The organism is Acinetobacter sp. YH12102 (genome assembly GCF_013419125.1).
GTDB classification, from domain to species: Bacteria; Pseudomonadota; Gammaproteobacteria; order Pseudomonadales; family Moraxellaceae; genus Acinetobacter; species Acinetobacter pseudolwoffii.
This window is the reverse complement of record NZ_VPAS01000004.1, coordinates 198330-213625: the sequence shown is the minus strand read 5'-3', so window position 1 is coordinate 213625 and position 15296 is coordinate 198330. Positions and strand designations below refer to the sequence as shown.

The following is a 15296-nucleotide window of genomic DNA, read 5'->3' as shown; positions in this document are numbered from 1 at the left end:
ATTGGAATCCTCATGAGTCAAATTGACAATGCTGCTGTTTCAGCACATCTCTCCCATGTGCGTATTGTCATGGTCAATACCACTTTACCTGCCAACATCGGCAGTGCTTTACGCGCCATGAAAACCATGGGCCTGTCCAAGCTGGTTCTGGTGGCGCCAAAAACCTATCCGCATCCGGATATTGATGCACTGGCCGCAGGCGCAACTGACCTGATCGAGCAGATCGAGATTGTAGAAACGCTCGAAGATGCCATTAAAGACTGTCAGATTGTATTCGGTACCAGCGCACGTAGCCGTACCATTCCCTGGCCGCTGTTAGATGTGCGCCCTGCTGCGACAAAAGCCATGAGCGCCGTGGTACAAGAGCAGCAAGAAGTTGCAATTCTATTTGGCCGTGAAGACCGCGGTCTGACCAATGAAGAACTGGCAATGGCCAACTATCACCTGACCATTCCAGTCAATACCGATTACGGCGTACTGAATGTGGCTCAAGCCATTCAGGTGATCTGCTATGAAATGCGCATGGCAGCCATGAGCCAGATTGAACAACCACGTGATGCTAAAGCAACCATGCAAGTCATTGATGGCATTGAAATGGAATGGGATGAGCCTTTGGTGAATCATGCGCAGATGGAACAGTTCTATCCGCATTTGGAAAAAATGCTGGCCGAAATTGAATTTATGGACCCAAAAAATCCAAGATTATTGCCTTTACGCTTGCGTCGTCTCTTTGGACGTATACAATTAGATCGTATGGAATATCATTTACTTCGTGGTATTTTCAGCCGCGTTCAGGCCTTAAATAACGGCACCTGGAAAAAATCTTCACATACATCATCACAGGACGAGGATCAAATCTAATGCTAAAACAGCTCAAAGAAGATATACAAGCTGTCTTTGCGCGCGATCCTGCAGCACGCAATACCTTAGAAGTCTTAACCACTTACCCTGGCATCCATGCGCTGATCATGCATCGCATGGCACATGAGCTATGGAACAAAGACTGTAAGGGAACTGCACGTGCATTGTCTTCATTTAGCCGTTTTGCGACTGGTATTGAAATACATCCGGGCGCCAAGATAGGCCGTCGTTTCTTTATTGATCACGGTATGGGTGTCGTAATTGGGGAAACTGCAGAAATTGGCGATGATGTTACCCTCTATCATGGGGTGACTTTGGGTGGAACGACCTGGAATAAAGGCAAACGCCATCCAACTTTAGAAGATGGCGTGGTGGTTGGCGCTGGTGCCAAGATTTTAGGGCCATTTACTGTCGGTAAAAATGCCAAGGTCGGTTCTAATGCGGTCGTGACTAAAGCAGTTCCTGAAAACACGACGGCTGTGGGTAACCCTGCACGCTTTATTACCAAAAATAAACCGAAGGATGATGCAGAAACCCGTCGTCGTGATTATGCAGAAAGTATCGGCTTCCAGCCCTATGCTGCAACTGAAGACCAGTCTGATCCAATTCTGGAGGGTATGCGCATTCTGCTGGACCGTATTCAGCAAAATGAAAAACGCATGAACAACTTGTGCAACCGTCTTTCTTTGCTGGATCCGACCTTTAATAAACAGCAACAAGATGGTCAGCCTTTAAGCAAAAAAGAATTACAGATTCTGGAAGAAGCGCGCCGTGAATGTGAAGCTCAAACCAGTCAGTCTAAAGCCTGAATAGAGCGTTCAATTCTGTAACATGCATTTACTTGCATGATCGTTAGAGTTTTCATAGACTGACGGTCATGTGATTTTTGTACTAGCTGTTTTAAAAAATAACACGAATGGATGAATATTATGACCTTTAAGCCCTTGGCACTTGCTTGTTTAGCATTCACAATGACTGCATGTTCGACCGTCTCTCAGAAGTCTGCTGAGAAACCTGTGGATCAAGTGGTTTTTGTAGAACCTGAATTAAGTCCGCCATTTTATGCATTAAATCCATTCAATTATAATGAACCACCTCCGTTTGAGGTGCATTTGCAAAAAGCTGCGGCTCAACCCGTGACCAAAATGGTCGTGACTCATCCAAATGATCCATCCAAGCAATTAACCTTGGATGTCAATAAACTGATTATTCCCATTGTAGACAGCAATACACGTTCAATGCGTTATGCGGCTCTGGCAAATACCAATGAAATCGACATCACCGAGATTGATGATTTCCTGCAAATGGTGGAAGGTAAAGCACGTCATTATCCACCACGTTTTAGCGATCGTCAGGAACGTCGTGGCTTTGAAGCCAAACTGCGTGAAGTCACTCAACAGCTGGATACTTTAGCTGCACGTGAAAATGCCTCTTTCGATGTTCTGGTACGTGCATTTAAAGCCAGTGTCATGGCACGTAATCTGGATCTGGGTTCAGTCTATACCACCAAATCCCTGACCTATGCACAACGAATTCTTAAGATCAACCAAGATGATCCTGAAGTGAACTTCTGGTTCGGCTTTGGCCTGTCCGAAGGTGGCGGTCAACGTGAAGCGATCCCTTATCTGGACAAAGCCATGAAAGCTGGCGTTCAGGAAGCCTATCTTGCTGCAGCCAATAATTATATTGCGCTGGAACAGAAAAAAAATGCGGCTCAAACCTTGGCAAACTATAAAGTGAAATACCCGCAAGAAGCTGAAGTGGCAGACCGTCTGATTCAGGAAATTGAGAAACAAGGTCGCTGGAATGTTTGGCAAGTTCTGCAAACCGCAAATCAAGCTCCAGCTGCTGCAACGCCTAAAACGCCATAATCAAAATTTATCTTCTTTCTCTGATTACAAATAGACTGCTACGGCGGTCTATTTTTATGAGAAAAAATTAGTAAAATACAAACCATTATCCAAACTTACAACTTAAATTCAGTGAAAGGTTTTATGCACGAAAAAATAAATAAAAGATTAATACTGTGCACTTTAGTCATCACCAGCGTGCTGAGCGGCTGTCAGGTGGTCAGTGTTAAGGAACAGGCACTTAATGTCACACTCAGCAATGAGCGTGACAGTATTTTGACGCGCGACAAACTGAGCGAAGCCAGTCTAAATGTGTTGTCCATGACGGGGCGTGAAGCCCAGATCTGTATTGACCAGCCCGAAGAATGTGTAAAGGATCTTAAAAAGATTCCCCAGATTTTAGATGAACAATTACTTTCTACAGCAAGTGAGTTGTATCTCGCCAATTCTTTACAGAATGCCAAGTCAGCCGAGTGCAACACCAGTGTTTTGAGCAAGACCCAATCTCAGGAAAAGCAACAGCTGCAAAAACAGAATATCCAGAAATGTCTGGATCAGCAGCTCAGCATGCTGGATAAAAGCATTCGTTATAGTTATGCCTACCTGTTTAAAACCGAGCGTGCCCCGCAAGACCGTATTTTCGACAACCGTCAGGTTCAGATTCGTGATTTTTATAACCTGGCGATTGCTCATCTGATTCAACGCTATGCTGAACGTTATGAAACCAAGCGTTCCGGCCAACGGATTCAGGTGGGTAACAGTGTGTATAGCATTGATCTGGAAAATTTTCCGCAGCTGAAAAACCAGCCCATTGAGCAACTATTATCCACCTACAACATGAACTTCTCTGGGCTTCGTTCAATTACCCGTCGTGACGGTTTTGGTTCAGAGTTTTTAGTGGTTCTACCGGAGCAGCAACCATCCGAAAAAGATAAAAAATATATTACTGACCCACTCAATCACAAATATCCGAATGGTATCAATCCCAATATCCACGCAGCACGATATCTGGCCACCACGATCACCGCTGTACCTAAATCAGCCAATAGTACTGAACAGATTTTATCGACCTCCGAATTTCATCTGAAACTCTATGATCCCTATAAATATGAAAAAATTAAGGTCGCTTCTAAGGAATATGCTCTGGCAGCCAGTTTTTCAGCACCTTATGGTTTATGGCTGGCCGAGAACAATCTGGGGCGTCTGGCCTATCTGACCCTGATTGATCGGGATGATAGTCTGAGCATGCCCCACCTGTATATGCTGGAACCTTATAATCCGAACAAGAAGATCCTGGTATTGGTCCATGGTCTGGCCAGCAGCCCCGAAGCCTGGATTCGTATGACCAACGATATTATGGGGGATCCGGTTCTAAGAGAAAACTTTCAGGTCTGGCAGGTGTTTTATTCCACCAACATGCCGATTCTGGAAAGCCGCTTTCAAATCAATGCACTGGTTCAGCAAGGATTTGCCCAGGTCGCGAACAATGCCGCAGCTAAAAAAGATGCAGTACTGGTCGGACATAGTATGGGCGGCGTGATTGCCCGTTTGATGGTCAGCAATGCCGATATCAGCCAAGATGCTTTTAAACTGGTACAAAATACCCGTATTGAACAGTTTAAGGATAAACCGCTGTTTCAAGCACGCCTGCAAATGCAGCCGATTCCAAATTTTAGTCGGGCGATTTTCTTGGCCACACCGCATCGTGGCACAGAATATGCCAATCGCTGGCATACCAAACTGGCGCGTAAAATTATTCGGGTTCCAGGTGCATTTTTAGGTGCCTTTGCTGATACTTTACAAGGCGAAATCGGATTAAAAGAATTTGTCAAAGAAATGGGACATGACCTGATTCAAAATGGCCCGAGTGATTTGAGTGAAAATTCGAAATTCAATGCGCTGACTAAAAACATTCAGCCCTATACCGGCTTCAAATTTCACTCCATCATCGGTAATACCGTAGATACTACAGAGCCTCAACTGATGAGTGATGGGATTGTTTCCTACGAAAGTGCTTATTTGCAAGGTGCGGTATCCAGTAAAGTGATCAAGGGTGGCCATTCCATTCAGGAAACCCCTGAGGCTGTACTGGAATTGCGCCGGATTCTCAGATTACACCTGTCTGACCTTGGTCTTTATGATCCCGAATAAACAATTCCCTTAATTTAAATCAACCACTGCATGTTCACATCCAGTGGTTTGTTTTTTAAAATTGGAAATCATGCTGAATAAAAACTCAGACCGACAGATCTGTCGCATGACTTAAACATTCATCTGGATTTCATTTCTTTCTAAAAATTAAATTTGATAGACTTGCTGCAATACAGCTTTAAAGCTGAATTGAATCAGCAGATTCATTTCACATTTTCGATCTCCTATGCTCAATCATGTGGGATTAGCCAAATTGAAAATGTGCTTTAAATTTTCCTGCATAGCCTATTGAGCAGTATTTGCATTTATCTCTTGTTGAAAGGATTTATTTTTAATGACCAGTTCAGAAATTATGGCTGATCTTTCTACCTTAACGCCCATGATGCAGCAATACATGTCGGTGAAAATGCAGCATCCGCACTCATTGATGTTTTATCGTATGGGTGATTTTTATGAACTGTTCTTTGAAGATGCGCATAAGGCAGCCAAAATTTTAGGCATTACCCTGACTCATCGCGGTAAAGCCAATGGTCAACCAATTCCTATGGCGGGTGTACCTTATCATGCAGCCGAAGGCTATTTAGCGCGTCTGGTCAAAAAAGGCGAAACGGTGGTGATCTGCGAGCAGATCGGCGAGGTGACTGGAAAAGGCCCGGTTGAGCGTGGTGTGGTGCGAATCATCACACCAGGCACCTTGACCGATGATGCCATGCTCGGTGCACATCAGAGCTCAAATCTGGTGGCTTTATGTATTCAACAGAATCAGATCGGGATTGCCCTTCTCGACCTGAGCGCCGGCTTATTCAAAGTGCAGCAGCAGGATTATGATATTAACCAGCTGATGATTGAACTGGCGCGGTTGATGCCAAGCGAAATTCTGCTGGATGAAAATATCGCTGATCCGACATTGATCGAACAACTCAAACAGCAACTGGATATCTCGGTCACCAAACGTCCCAATGTTGACTTCAATCTGAACAATGCACAAAAAACCTTATGCGACCAGTTTGCCGTCAGCACACTTTCAGGTTTTGGCATTGATCATTTACCTTTGGCTAAAGCGGCGGCTGCGGCACTGATTCATTATGCCAAAGAAACCCAGAAAACTGCGTTACCGCATATCCGCACGATTCAGCTAGAACAAAGTTCAGATTTTATCGCCCTAGATCCAGTGACACGTCGCAATCTGGAGCTGATTGAGCCTTTATTTGAGCATGGTACTTCACTGTTTCAGTTAATTAATGATTGCCAGACTGCCATGGGGGGGCGCCTGCTTAGTCGTACCCTGATGCAACCTTTACGTGACACTGCCTTGCTGGATGAACGTCTGGATGCCATCCAGGCCCTGCTAAAAGGTTTCCATGAAGCACCTGTACGTTTGGTACTTAAGGAAATTAGCGATATTGAACGTGTTCTGAGCCGAATTGCTTTGGGCAGTGCCCGACCGCGGGATCTGGTACAACTACGTCAGGCCTGTGCGCAAATTCCATTTTTACGCCATGCCCTACAGCCGATTGTCAGTCAACAACAGTCTGAGCTATTAATCCAGCTCAATGAAGAACTCGGAGATTTCCATGGCCTGCATCAACGCTTGATGTCTGCCATCGTAGAAAATCCGCCGGTATTGCTGCGTGATGGGAATGTGATTGCCGAAGGCTTTGATAGTGAACTGGATGAATTACGTCAGATTCGTGATCACGCCAGCCAGTTCCTGATTGATCTGGAAATTAAAGAACGTGAAGCCAGCGGAATTCCGGGACTGAAAATTGGTTATAACCGAGTGAGTGGTTATTATATTGAACTCTCACGTGCTCAGGCCGAACAGGCACCCGAGCACTATATCCGCCGTCAGACTCTGAAAAATGCTGAACGCTATATCACACCTGAACTGAAAGCCTTTGAAGATAAGGTTTTATCCAGTGAATCCCGTGCTCTGGCGCGTGAAAAAATGCTGTTTGAAATGCTGCTGGATGAATTACGTCAGGATATCGGCAATTTACAGATGATGAGCAGTGCCATTGCCCAGATTGATCTGGTGGCAAACTTTGCCCATCAGGCACGTTTACGCAACTGGTCACGGCCAAAATTCAGCCCTGAAGTCGGTATAAGTATCACTGCTGGCCGTCATCCGGTGGTGGAAGCTTTAAGCAAAACTGCTTTTACACCGAACGATACGCGACTGGACTTTTCCCATCGCATGGCGATTATTACCGGACCCAATATGGGCGGTAAATCGACCTTTATGCGCCAGACCGCATTGATCGTCTTGCTGGCGTATTGCGGGGCTTATGTTCCTGCACAAGCTGCGACTTTAGGGCCTATTGACCGGGTTTTCACCCGTATTGGTTCTGCCGATGATTTATCAACTGGCAAATCGACCTTTATGGTGGAAATGACCGAGACTTCGCAAATTCTGCATCATGCCACCAGTCAGTCGCTGGTACTAATGGATGAAGTCGGTCGTGGCACCAGTACCTATGATGGCCTGTCTCTGGCCTGGGCCTGTGTGCTGGATCTGAGCAAACACATTCAATGCCTGTGTCTATTCGCAACCCATTATTTTGAGCTGACCGAACTCGATAAAGAAAGCGGCATTGATAACTACCATGTCACGGCTAAAGAACTGAATGGCAATCTGATTTTGTTACATAAGGTACAACATGGCCCTGCCAGCCAGAGTCATGGCTTACAGGTGGCGAAACTTGCCGGTATTCCGGCATCAGTCATTAAAGAAGCACAAAACCGCTTAAAGATTCTGGAAAAGCAACAACTGGTCAAACCAAAGAGTCTACAACATGATCTATTTGCACTGCCGGAAATTGTAGAGCCAGTGGAACGTATTATCGAAATTGAGAAAGAATCTCCAGCTCTCGAATTACTTGAGGACATCGATGTAGACAACCTGAGTCCACGCGAAGCCTTAGCACAATTATATGCACTAAAAGATTTACTCAAACAGCCGGGGTAATTCTCTGAGCCATAGACCTCATCCCGTATGGGGTCTAGCACTGATTTATACTTGAATTTAGCCCTATTCCGGCTTTTTTCAAATTTAACAGCCCTATATATAACAAATATCAATAAAAGGAATTGTTAGTTCCCCCTGTTTTTGCCTAAAATACAGTATTCGTAAATAGAACCATATTTTTTAGGTAGCTGTCGCCATGACCTTCGTTGTCACTGAAAATTGTATTAAATGTAAATATCAAGACTGTGTTGAAGTTTGCCCTGTAGACTGTTTCTATGAAGGTCCTAACTTCCTGGTGATTAACCCGGACGAGTGCATCGATTGTGCCTTATGCGAACCTGAATGTCCGGCGAATGCAATTTTCTCTGAAGATGAATTACCAGAAGGCCAAGAAGTATTCATTGAACTGAATGCTGACCTGTCGCAAAAATGGCCAAATATCACACAAATTGGTGACCAGCCAGCAGATCGTGAAGAATGGAATGGTAAAGCTGACAAATTACAATATCTTGAAAAGTAATTAATTTCAGTTAAAAAAGATCAGCACATGCTGATCTTTTTTATACTCAATCCACACATTTTATTGCAATATTCTCCAAATTTCTCCGTATATTTAGTCTAAAATGGCGCTATTTATAAATATCTGATTTCTATAAATGAAGAATTTTGCAAAGGGATTATTGAGTCTGTGTGTAATCCCTCTCGTTTTTGTGGGTTGTACCACGACCCCAAAACCACCGGGACAGACCGTGCCCGATGGAAAGCGGATTTATATTCCCCAAGAACGTGTTCAATACGACCGCAAAGTCCAACCCAAAACTGTACCTTATCTGTATACCCACTGGGTCTCTGCGCTGGATAATTTATCACGTGTACGTGAGTATGAAGTGTTTCTGGAACGCAATGGCGTAGGCAATATTATTCCCAGTTTTGAATTAATGCGTACCGCGCGGGACTGGGCCAAATGTGGTCGTTCACAGTACATGATTCCAAGCCGTGAATTATGGGCCAATCAGGTTCCAACCTTGCGTGTATTTAAATATTTAGTAGCCGCCAATGTCCTGACTGATTTTGAAGTCACTTCCGTCTATCGTGACCTGCCTTTAAACCAGTGTGCCGGTGGCGCCAATTCTTCACGCCATCTGTATAATTCTGCCATCGATTTTCGTATTGGCCCAGAATATCCACAAGCGCAAGACTATAGTTATATTGAAAATACCAAGTTCAAACTGTGCCAGTTCTGGGCGCAACATGGTCAAAGTCTGAATATGGGACTCGGCATGTATGCTTCTGGTCAGATCCACATCGATACCCAAGGTTACCGTACCTGGGGGCCAAGTCTGGGGCGAAATTCTTCAATGTGTAATTACTAAGTCATGACAACGGCTATACAAAGTTCATTTAAGACTTTATATAGCCTAAAAAAACAGCAGCTATAGCACAATAAATTGCGCTATGCCGCGAAAAGTTTAAAATGCACCCATCGCAATTGATGGTGCTAAAACTATGCAACACATGTGGACAGACATTGACAACTACATTGAGTCACATTTAATTCCTGAAGATCCCATCCTGAACCAGACGCTGGAAAATACTGCTGCGCATGGTCTGCCAGATCATCTGGCTGTAGCAGCAAATCAAGGCATGTTGTTGCAGATGCTGATCCAGATGAATCAATGTAAACGTGTACTGGAACTCGGAACATTTGCCGCATACAGCACCATGTGGTTGGCACGTGCTTTGCCCGATGATGGTTATATCCTGACAATTGAAGGACGTGATACCCACGCGGCAATGGGTCAGGAAAATATTGACCGTGCCCAGCTCAAGCAAACTGTTGAACTGAAATGTGGTCGTGCAGCAGATGTACTCAAAGCTCTACCCGCAGAGACCGAGGCTTTTGATTTTATCTTCATTGATGCAGACAAACAGAGTTATCCGGAATATCTGGAACTCAGTTTAAATCTGTCGCATTCAGGTACACTTATTTTTCTGGACAATGTAATCCGTGCAGGCGAGATTATCAATCCGGACAATCACAAGCCAAGTATTGAAGGCATCCGTGCCATGTTTAAAGCGCTGCAAAATCATCCACGTATATTATCTTGTACCGCTTTACAGACTGTAGGCAGTAAAGGACATGATGGTTTTGCACTTGCGATTGTCAAATAAAATCAGAAGAACAAAAATTACCCAGCACCATATTTACTATATATAACATTAACTTAAGAAAATTAACCACAGAGTTATCCACAATATATGAGGATAACTCTGATCATTTTTAAATCAAGCTGTAACAATTTACGTTGAAATTTTCATTTTGTTTGCTTTTTAGGCAATCCTCACTTTGCAACCAGTAAAGGCACCTTGGAATTACGGAAAATTGTGGTGGCAATACTACCGAGGAAAAACTGATGGATTTTGCTGTGACTAAATGCGCCCAGAACAATCAGTTGAATACCCATCTCCTGTTGATAGGTCAAAATATTCTCGGCGACATCGCCATAGCGATATTGCGGCACTACATCTAGACCCGCTTGAGTCAGATATTGCAGCGGCTCAGTTAAAATTTCGGCATGATCGCCAATATATAACAGGTGACATTGTAATAAACGCAGCAGATCACTTTCCGCAATCCGTCTCATCATTTTGATACAGGTCGGAGAATATTCATAGGCAAAAATAAATCGTGTTGGCGGTTTAAACTGCTCCCCAACGGTCATGACCGTACAATTGGCACCACGAATAAAATTCTCGACATTGGTGCCGATCGGTTTATTCTTTTCAGCTGAGCGCTCACCGAGCAATCCAATTAATGCGATATCATCCGGCTCAAGAATCTGGAAACTTTGCTCCAGAAAATCCCCTTTTTCCTGAATATGTGTGGTTTGAATACCATGTTCGGCTAAAATCCGCTCGGAAATATGTTGCAGCAGATTATTGCTATAATCCAAGGCAATTTCGCTTTGTTTTTGTTCAAGCTCGGCCAATTCCTTCAGCAACATGGCATTGCTTTCAAACCCGATTACCCCACTGATTTCGCCCAGATGATAACTGGCCGGGTAATAATCCAAGACCTGTAACAAAACCAGTTCACGTCCAGTCTGTTTGGCAATCCATGCAGCCGCGTCTGCCAGCGCGTTTATACATGGTGAAGAGTCGATGCAGGCGATGACACGTTTCATGTTTAGCCTCTCTAGTTATGATAAAAATTTCTTAGTTATTTTTAACTTAGCATAAGCATTCAAAAATGTGCAGCGAAATCTGTAAGGCTTGACTTGAAATATGTTAACTTTTATATGATTGACCGATAATTAGAAGAATAATTCAGCCATTAGGCCAAACACTTAAATTCAGATCATTAAAATGCGTTTAAAATCATTTTCTAATTTATACCAGCGAAATTCCCTCTTGCTGTTAGGAAGTCAGCAATACTGTTGCATAAGGAAGAGGTCTTTATAAAATCCGCTCATGCCCTTGCGAAGCACTGCTTCTCATCCGAAAGGAAGAAAGGGCTTTTAATATCTCGTGGATTTAAATATCAATAGAACCATCATTTTCTGATTGATGAAAGAGATCTACCGAGTGTAAAGCTTTATTTTCGGTATCGAATAAAGCTTGCAGGATTCCCAGCAACGATAGCCCGTGCTTCGACATCTTTGGTGACCATACTGTCCATTCCGACAATGGCCTGATCTGCGATTTTAACGCCATCTTTAATACCGACATGTGCGCCGAGCCAGACATCCCGGCCAATTTCGATGCCTTGTGAGCGTACCGCTTGCTGATAAATTGGCTGTTCTAGCTGCATACCGTGATCAAATGCATACAGATGACAATACGCTGCGATACGCACCTGATCATGCAGTTTAATCCCCAGCCGGCCACCATCCAGAATACAGTGATGATTGATCGCCACTTCATTGCCAATGTCCAGTGGGCCATGCAGGGTGCAATCTGCGGCGATAAAGGTATTATCGCCAATGACGATCTTGCGTCCCGGTTCCGCAAAAATATGTGCCAGTGGCGAAATGAAACAGTTTTCACCAATCTCGACGGTTTCCATTTCCATCAGATAAGCCTGATATTCTTTTTGCCAAGCTTCTGCCCAGCCACGGTTTTTCGCCTTTAAGGACCAGTATAGCCAAGGCATATAGTTCAGGCGATGTTTATGCTGCTCACGATATTTCAGTAATGGATCTGCTTCAGTCATCTGTTGCTTCTTCTATGATTTTGAGCTGTTCACGGCCACGAGTCACATCCTGAATTTTTAAAGCAAAAGCTTCAATCTGATGCTTCTGCAACTGCGCCTGAACCTGAACGCCTTCGGCACTATAGTCTTCCTGATAATCGATTTGCTGCTGATTCAGTTCATACTGAAAAATGGCCCATTCATTAAACTGACAGAAAAATTGCACTTTTTTCTTTTCAATCAGTTCAATTTTGTCTGCCAGCAGCAAGCATTGTCCAGCGCAGCCGCCATAGGCACGAACCAAACCTCCGGTGCCGAGTTTAATCCCGCCATACCAGCGATTGACCAGCACCAGTACATTAGTCAATTCATTACCTTCAATGGTGGCGAGAATCGGGCGCCCCGCAGTGCCTGAAGGTTCACCATCATCATTAAAGCGCACCTGATGGCCAATTTTCCAGGCCCAGCATTGATGCGTGGTACTTGGATCACGATAAGCGTCCAGAAAATCTTTGACCTGCTGTTCATTTTCTACAGGGGTCGCAAATGCCTGAAATCGGCTTTTTTTGATGTCTTCCTCAAAACTGACCAGGCTGGCAAGCGTATATGGCATAACTTCGGGCTTTAAAATCGAACCCTGGCAGTATACCTGCTTTACTTCAACAAATAAAAAGCCTCTCCATGGAGAGGCCTGATTTGACTCGATTGTTTGACTCAATGGCCTGAAAGGATTAGCGTTCCCGCAACGCTTCTTTGGCCTTGTTGAATGGCTTGATCAGATAATCCATGACAGTTTTTGAACCGGTGCGAATGTCTACCGTGGCCACCATACCTGGGGTGATATTAAACTCCTGACCCGCATTATTATTCAGTTTGTCACTGTCCGTGCGGATATAGACCCGGTAATAGAACTGATCCTGCTTGACTTCATCACGGATGGTGTCTGGTGAAATCATCGCAACTTTACCATTTAACCCACCATAGATTGAATAATCATAGGCTGTAATTTTAACCAGTGCCTCCTGATCTGGACGAATAAAGGCAATATCACGTGGTGAAATCCGCGCTTCAACCAGTAGTTTTTCGTCGAGTGGCACGATGGTCATCAACTTGCCATTTTGTGGAATCACGCCGCCCAAGGTCATCACATCAATTTCTTTTACGATACCGCGTACCGGTGATTTAAAAATAGTCCGGCTCAACGTATCTGACTTGCCGCGTACCACCTGTTGCTGAGTTTCCACATCGGTATTGGCTTTGGACAGCTCTTCCCGCGCGCTCACATAATATTGATTACGAATATCATTCATTTGATTACGCAGGTCGTTGGCTTCACGTTTTAAGCGCAGTACTTCAACCTCACTGGCTGCCCCTTTAGCCACCAGTGGTGCTGTCATTTCCAGCTCTTACTGTACCAGTACCAAGGCCTGTTCTAGACCGGCCACGGATTCCTCCAGATTGGCACGACGTGACTGATACAGTGCCGTTTCTTCTTTCACCAGTTTTGGGTATTTCAAGACTTCTTCGGGAAATACCAATGGCGTACCGCTCACTTCCGCGCGTAAGCGAGCTGAGGTCGTACGTGATGAAATCAGTAAGGATTCAGATTCACCGACATTGGATTCAAAACGGGTCGGGTCAAGCTGAGCCAACACTTGGCCGCGCTCTACAATTTCACCTTCTCTAACATTGAGTGTGGTCAAAATACCGCCTTCTAAAGACTGAACCACCTGCTCTTTAGAAGATGGAATCACTTTACCCGTACCGGTAGAGACTTCTTCCAAGCTAAATAACCAGGCCCAGATCAGCAATACCAATAAACCAATGCCGACAATCCAGATAATGACACTCGATTTAGGTAAAGGTGGTTCCTGAAAGCTGACTTTGCTTGAACGTTTTAGTTCTTTGAGTTCACTCATGCACTTGCTCCAACAACCCGCTTATTACCACCCTGTGACTGATTCAGGATCTGATCTCGTGGACCATCCATGACAATTTTCCCATCATTCACCACAATAATACGATCCACCAGCTCCAGTACCGCACGGCGATGCGTCGCAACCACCATGGTACGATGGCTCAAATAACTTTTAAGATGATCAATCAACTGCTTTTCTGACACATCATCAATCGCAGCAGTAGGTTCATCTAGCAGTAGAATTTTCGGTTGACGGATCAATAACCGTGTTAATAACAGCGCCTGACGCTGACCGCCAGAAAAGCCAACACCACCTTCCAGAATGATATGATCCAGACCTTCTTTTTTCTCCTGCACAAAAGCGAATGCACCCGTGATTTGCAGCGCTTCCAGAATTTGCTGATCGGTGGCCAAGGGCGCACCCAAGCTGAGATTTTCACGAATCGAACCATAAAATAGCTGCGAATTCTGGTTCAGCAAGCCCATATCACGACGTATAGCTAAATACTAAATAAATCATTACAGTAATCTTTAAATAATTTATCAATATCTTTAACTCTAAACTTATTTCGAATTGCCTTGACTCGCGACCACATATTTTCTATTGGATTTAAATCTGGACTATATCTAGGAAGCCACACAATGTAATGGCCTGCACAACGTACCAACTCCTGAAGTCTTTTCCCTTTGTGAAAGGTCGCATTGTCCATAATCAAAACACTGCTTTCTTTCAACTTAGGTAATAAATCCTGTTCAATCCAACATTCAAATACTTCTGTGTTCACTGAACAATTAAACACACCAACTGTCAGTAATCTATTTTCAATGATTGCACCGATCGCATTACTGCAATTCTTCAACTGCCAGTTAAATTTACCTTCAGCACGTGTTCCTTGAAGGCTATAACTATGGGTTCTGGTACTTTCACTTTGAAAACCACTTTCATCTATGTAAATCAGAGGCAATTTCCCTTCTAAACACTCTATGAGATTTTGAAATTGCTGACGTTGATTTTGATCTGCTTTAGGATGCTTTAACGTCTTTTTTTACGCGATATTCCTGCGGCATGTAACGCATTAAATACCGCATGAGTGCTTACTCCTAAACGTTCAGCTCGCTCATACTGATAATCATCAGGATATTGTTCAACATCCTTCAATATTTGCTCTCTGCTAATTTTAGCTGGACGGCCAGGAATAGGTTTGTTTGTAGTGGACTTTTTCCAGTTCTGAATTGTCTGTATACAGATGTTAAAATGCTGTGCTGCTTTTCGCACAGACATTTCATCTCGAATCATAATTTCTATGACTTTGTCTTTAAAATCTTTTGAATATCCCATATCTCTATTGTTCTATA

General features: G+C 44.0%; 13 protein-coding genes and 2 pseudogenes. 8 read left to right on the top strand and 7 right to left on the bottom strand.

Features of this window, described 5'->3' with window-relative positions; all coding sequences use genetic code 11:
* Positions 1–12 precede the first annotated feature (12 nt).
* From FTU42_RS05520 to FTU42_RS05485, 8 genes are all read left to right on the top strand, one after another.
* A complete protein-coding gene (locus tag FTU42_RS05520; RefSeq protein WP_005096685.1) occupies positions 13–861 on the top strand; it encodes an RNA methyltransferase in 849 nt (282 codons plus the stop codon).
* Positions 861–1670, top strand: coding sequence for a serine O-acetyltransferase (gene cysE / locus FTU42_RS05515; RefSeq protein WP_005096684.1), 810 nt, complete (start codon positions 861–863; stop codon positions 1668–1670). Before FTU42_RS05520 ends, cysE begins: the two co-directional genes overlap by 1 nt.
* A gap of 120 nt (positions 1671–1790) precedes the next feature.
* Positions 1791–2732: an ABUW_2363 family tetratricopeptide repeat lipoprotein gene (locus FTU42_RS05510; RefSeq protein ID WP_005171266.1), complete on the top strand. Its 942-nt coding sequence runs from the start codon at positions 1791–1793 to the stop codon at positions 2730–2732.
* A 123-nt stretch (positions 2733–2855) separates the two neighbouring features.
* Positions 2856–4862: a triacylglycerol lipase gene (locus tag FTU42_RS05505; protein WP_180083147.1), complete on the top strand. Its 2007-nt coding sequence runs from the start codon at positions 2856–2858 to the stop codon at positions 4860–4862.
* 334 nt (positions 4863–5196) lie between these two features.
* Positions 5197–7830: a DNA mismatch repair protein MutS gene (mutS, locus tag FTU42_RS05500; protein ID WP_180083146.1), complete on the top strand. Its 2634-nt coding sequence runs from the start codon at positions 5197–5199 to the stop codon at positions 7828–7830.
* A gap of 196 nt (positions 7831–8026) precedes the next feature.
* Complete coding sequence (gene fdxA / locus FTU42_RS05495; RefSeq protein ID WP_004279936.1) at positions 8027–8350, top strand: ferredoxin FdxA; 324 nt, start codon at positions 8027–8029, stop codon at positions 8348–8350.
* Positions 8351–8486: 136 nt separating this feature from the next.
* Positions 8487–9203, top strand: a complete 717-nt coding sequence (locus FTU42_RS05490; protein ID WP_005096679.1) for a D-Ala-D-Ala carboxypeptidase family metallohydrolase — start codon at positions 8487–8489, stop codon at positions 9201–9203.
* Between the two features lie 133 nt (positions 9204–9336).
* Entirely contained in the window at positions 9337–10002 is a 666-nt protein-coding gene (locus FTU42_RS05485) for an O-methyltransferase (protein ID WP_005096677.1), read from the top strand.
* A 170-nt stretch (positions 10003–10172) separates the two neighbouring features.
* On the opposite strand, the gene FTU42_RS05480 is transcribed toward FTU42_RS05485, so the two are convergent.
* The 7 genes and pseudogenes from FTU42_RS05480 to FTU42_RS05450 form a co-directional block, all read right to left on the bottom strand.
* Entirely contained in the window at positions 10173–11015 is an 843-nt protein-coding gene (locus FTU42_RS05480; protein ID WP_005171275.1) for a universal stress protein, read from the bottom strand.
* A 410-nt stretch (positions 11016–11425) separates the two neighbouring features.
* Positions 11426–12043, bottom strand: coding sequence for an acyltransferase (locus tag FTU42_RS05475; RefSeq protein ID WP_100355049.1), 618 nt, complete (start codon positions 12041–12043; stop codon positions 11426–11428).
* Positions 12036–12635: a YigZ family protein gene (locus tag FTU42_RS05470; RefSeq protein WP_159515872.1), complete on the bottom strand. Its 600-nt coding sequence runs from the start codon at positions 12633–12635 to the stop codon at positions 12036–12038. Before FTU42_RS05470 ends, FTU42_RS05475 begins: the two co-directional genes overlap by 8 nt.
* 118 nt (positions 12636–12753) lie before the next feature.
* Positions 12754–13941, bottom strand: a pseudogene (locus FTU42_RS05465) (HlyD family efflux transporter periplasmic adaptor subunit).
* Positions 13938–14438, bottom strand: a pseudogene (locus FTU42_RS05460) (ATP-binding cassette domain-containing protein); the annotation flags it as partial. The pseudogenes FTU42_RS05465 and FTU42_RS05460, both read right to left, overlap by 4 nt.
* 2 nt (positions 14439–14440) lie before the next feature.
* A complete protein-coding gene (locus FTU42_RS05455; RefSeq protein ID WP_373686732.1) occupies positions 14441–14926 on the bottom strand; it encodes a transposase in 486 nt (161 codons plus the stop codon).
* Positions 14927–14973: 47 nt separating this feature from the next.
* On the bottom strand, positions 14974–15279 hold the full coding sequence (locus tag FTU42_RS05450; RefSeq protein WP_087547287.1) for an IS630 transposase-related protein: 306 nt from the start codon (positions 15277–15279) through the stop codon (positions 14974–14976).
* Positions 15280–15296 lie beyond the last annotated feature (17 nt).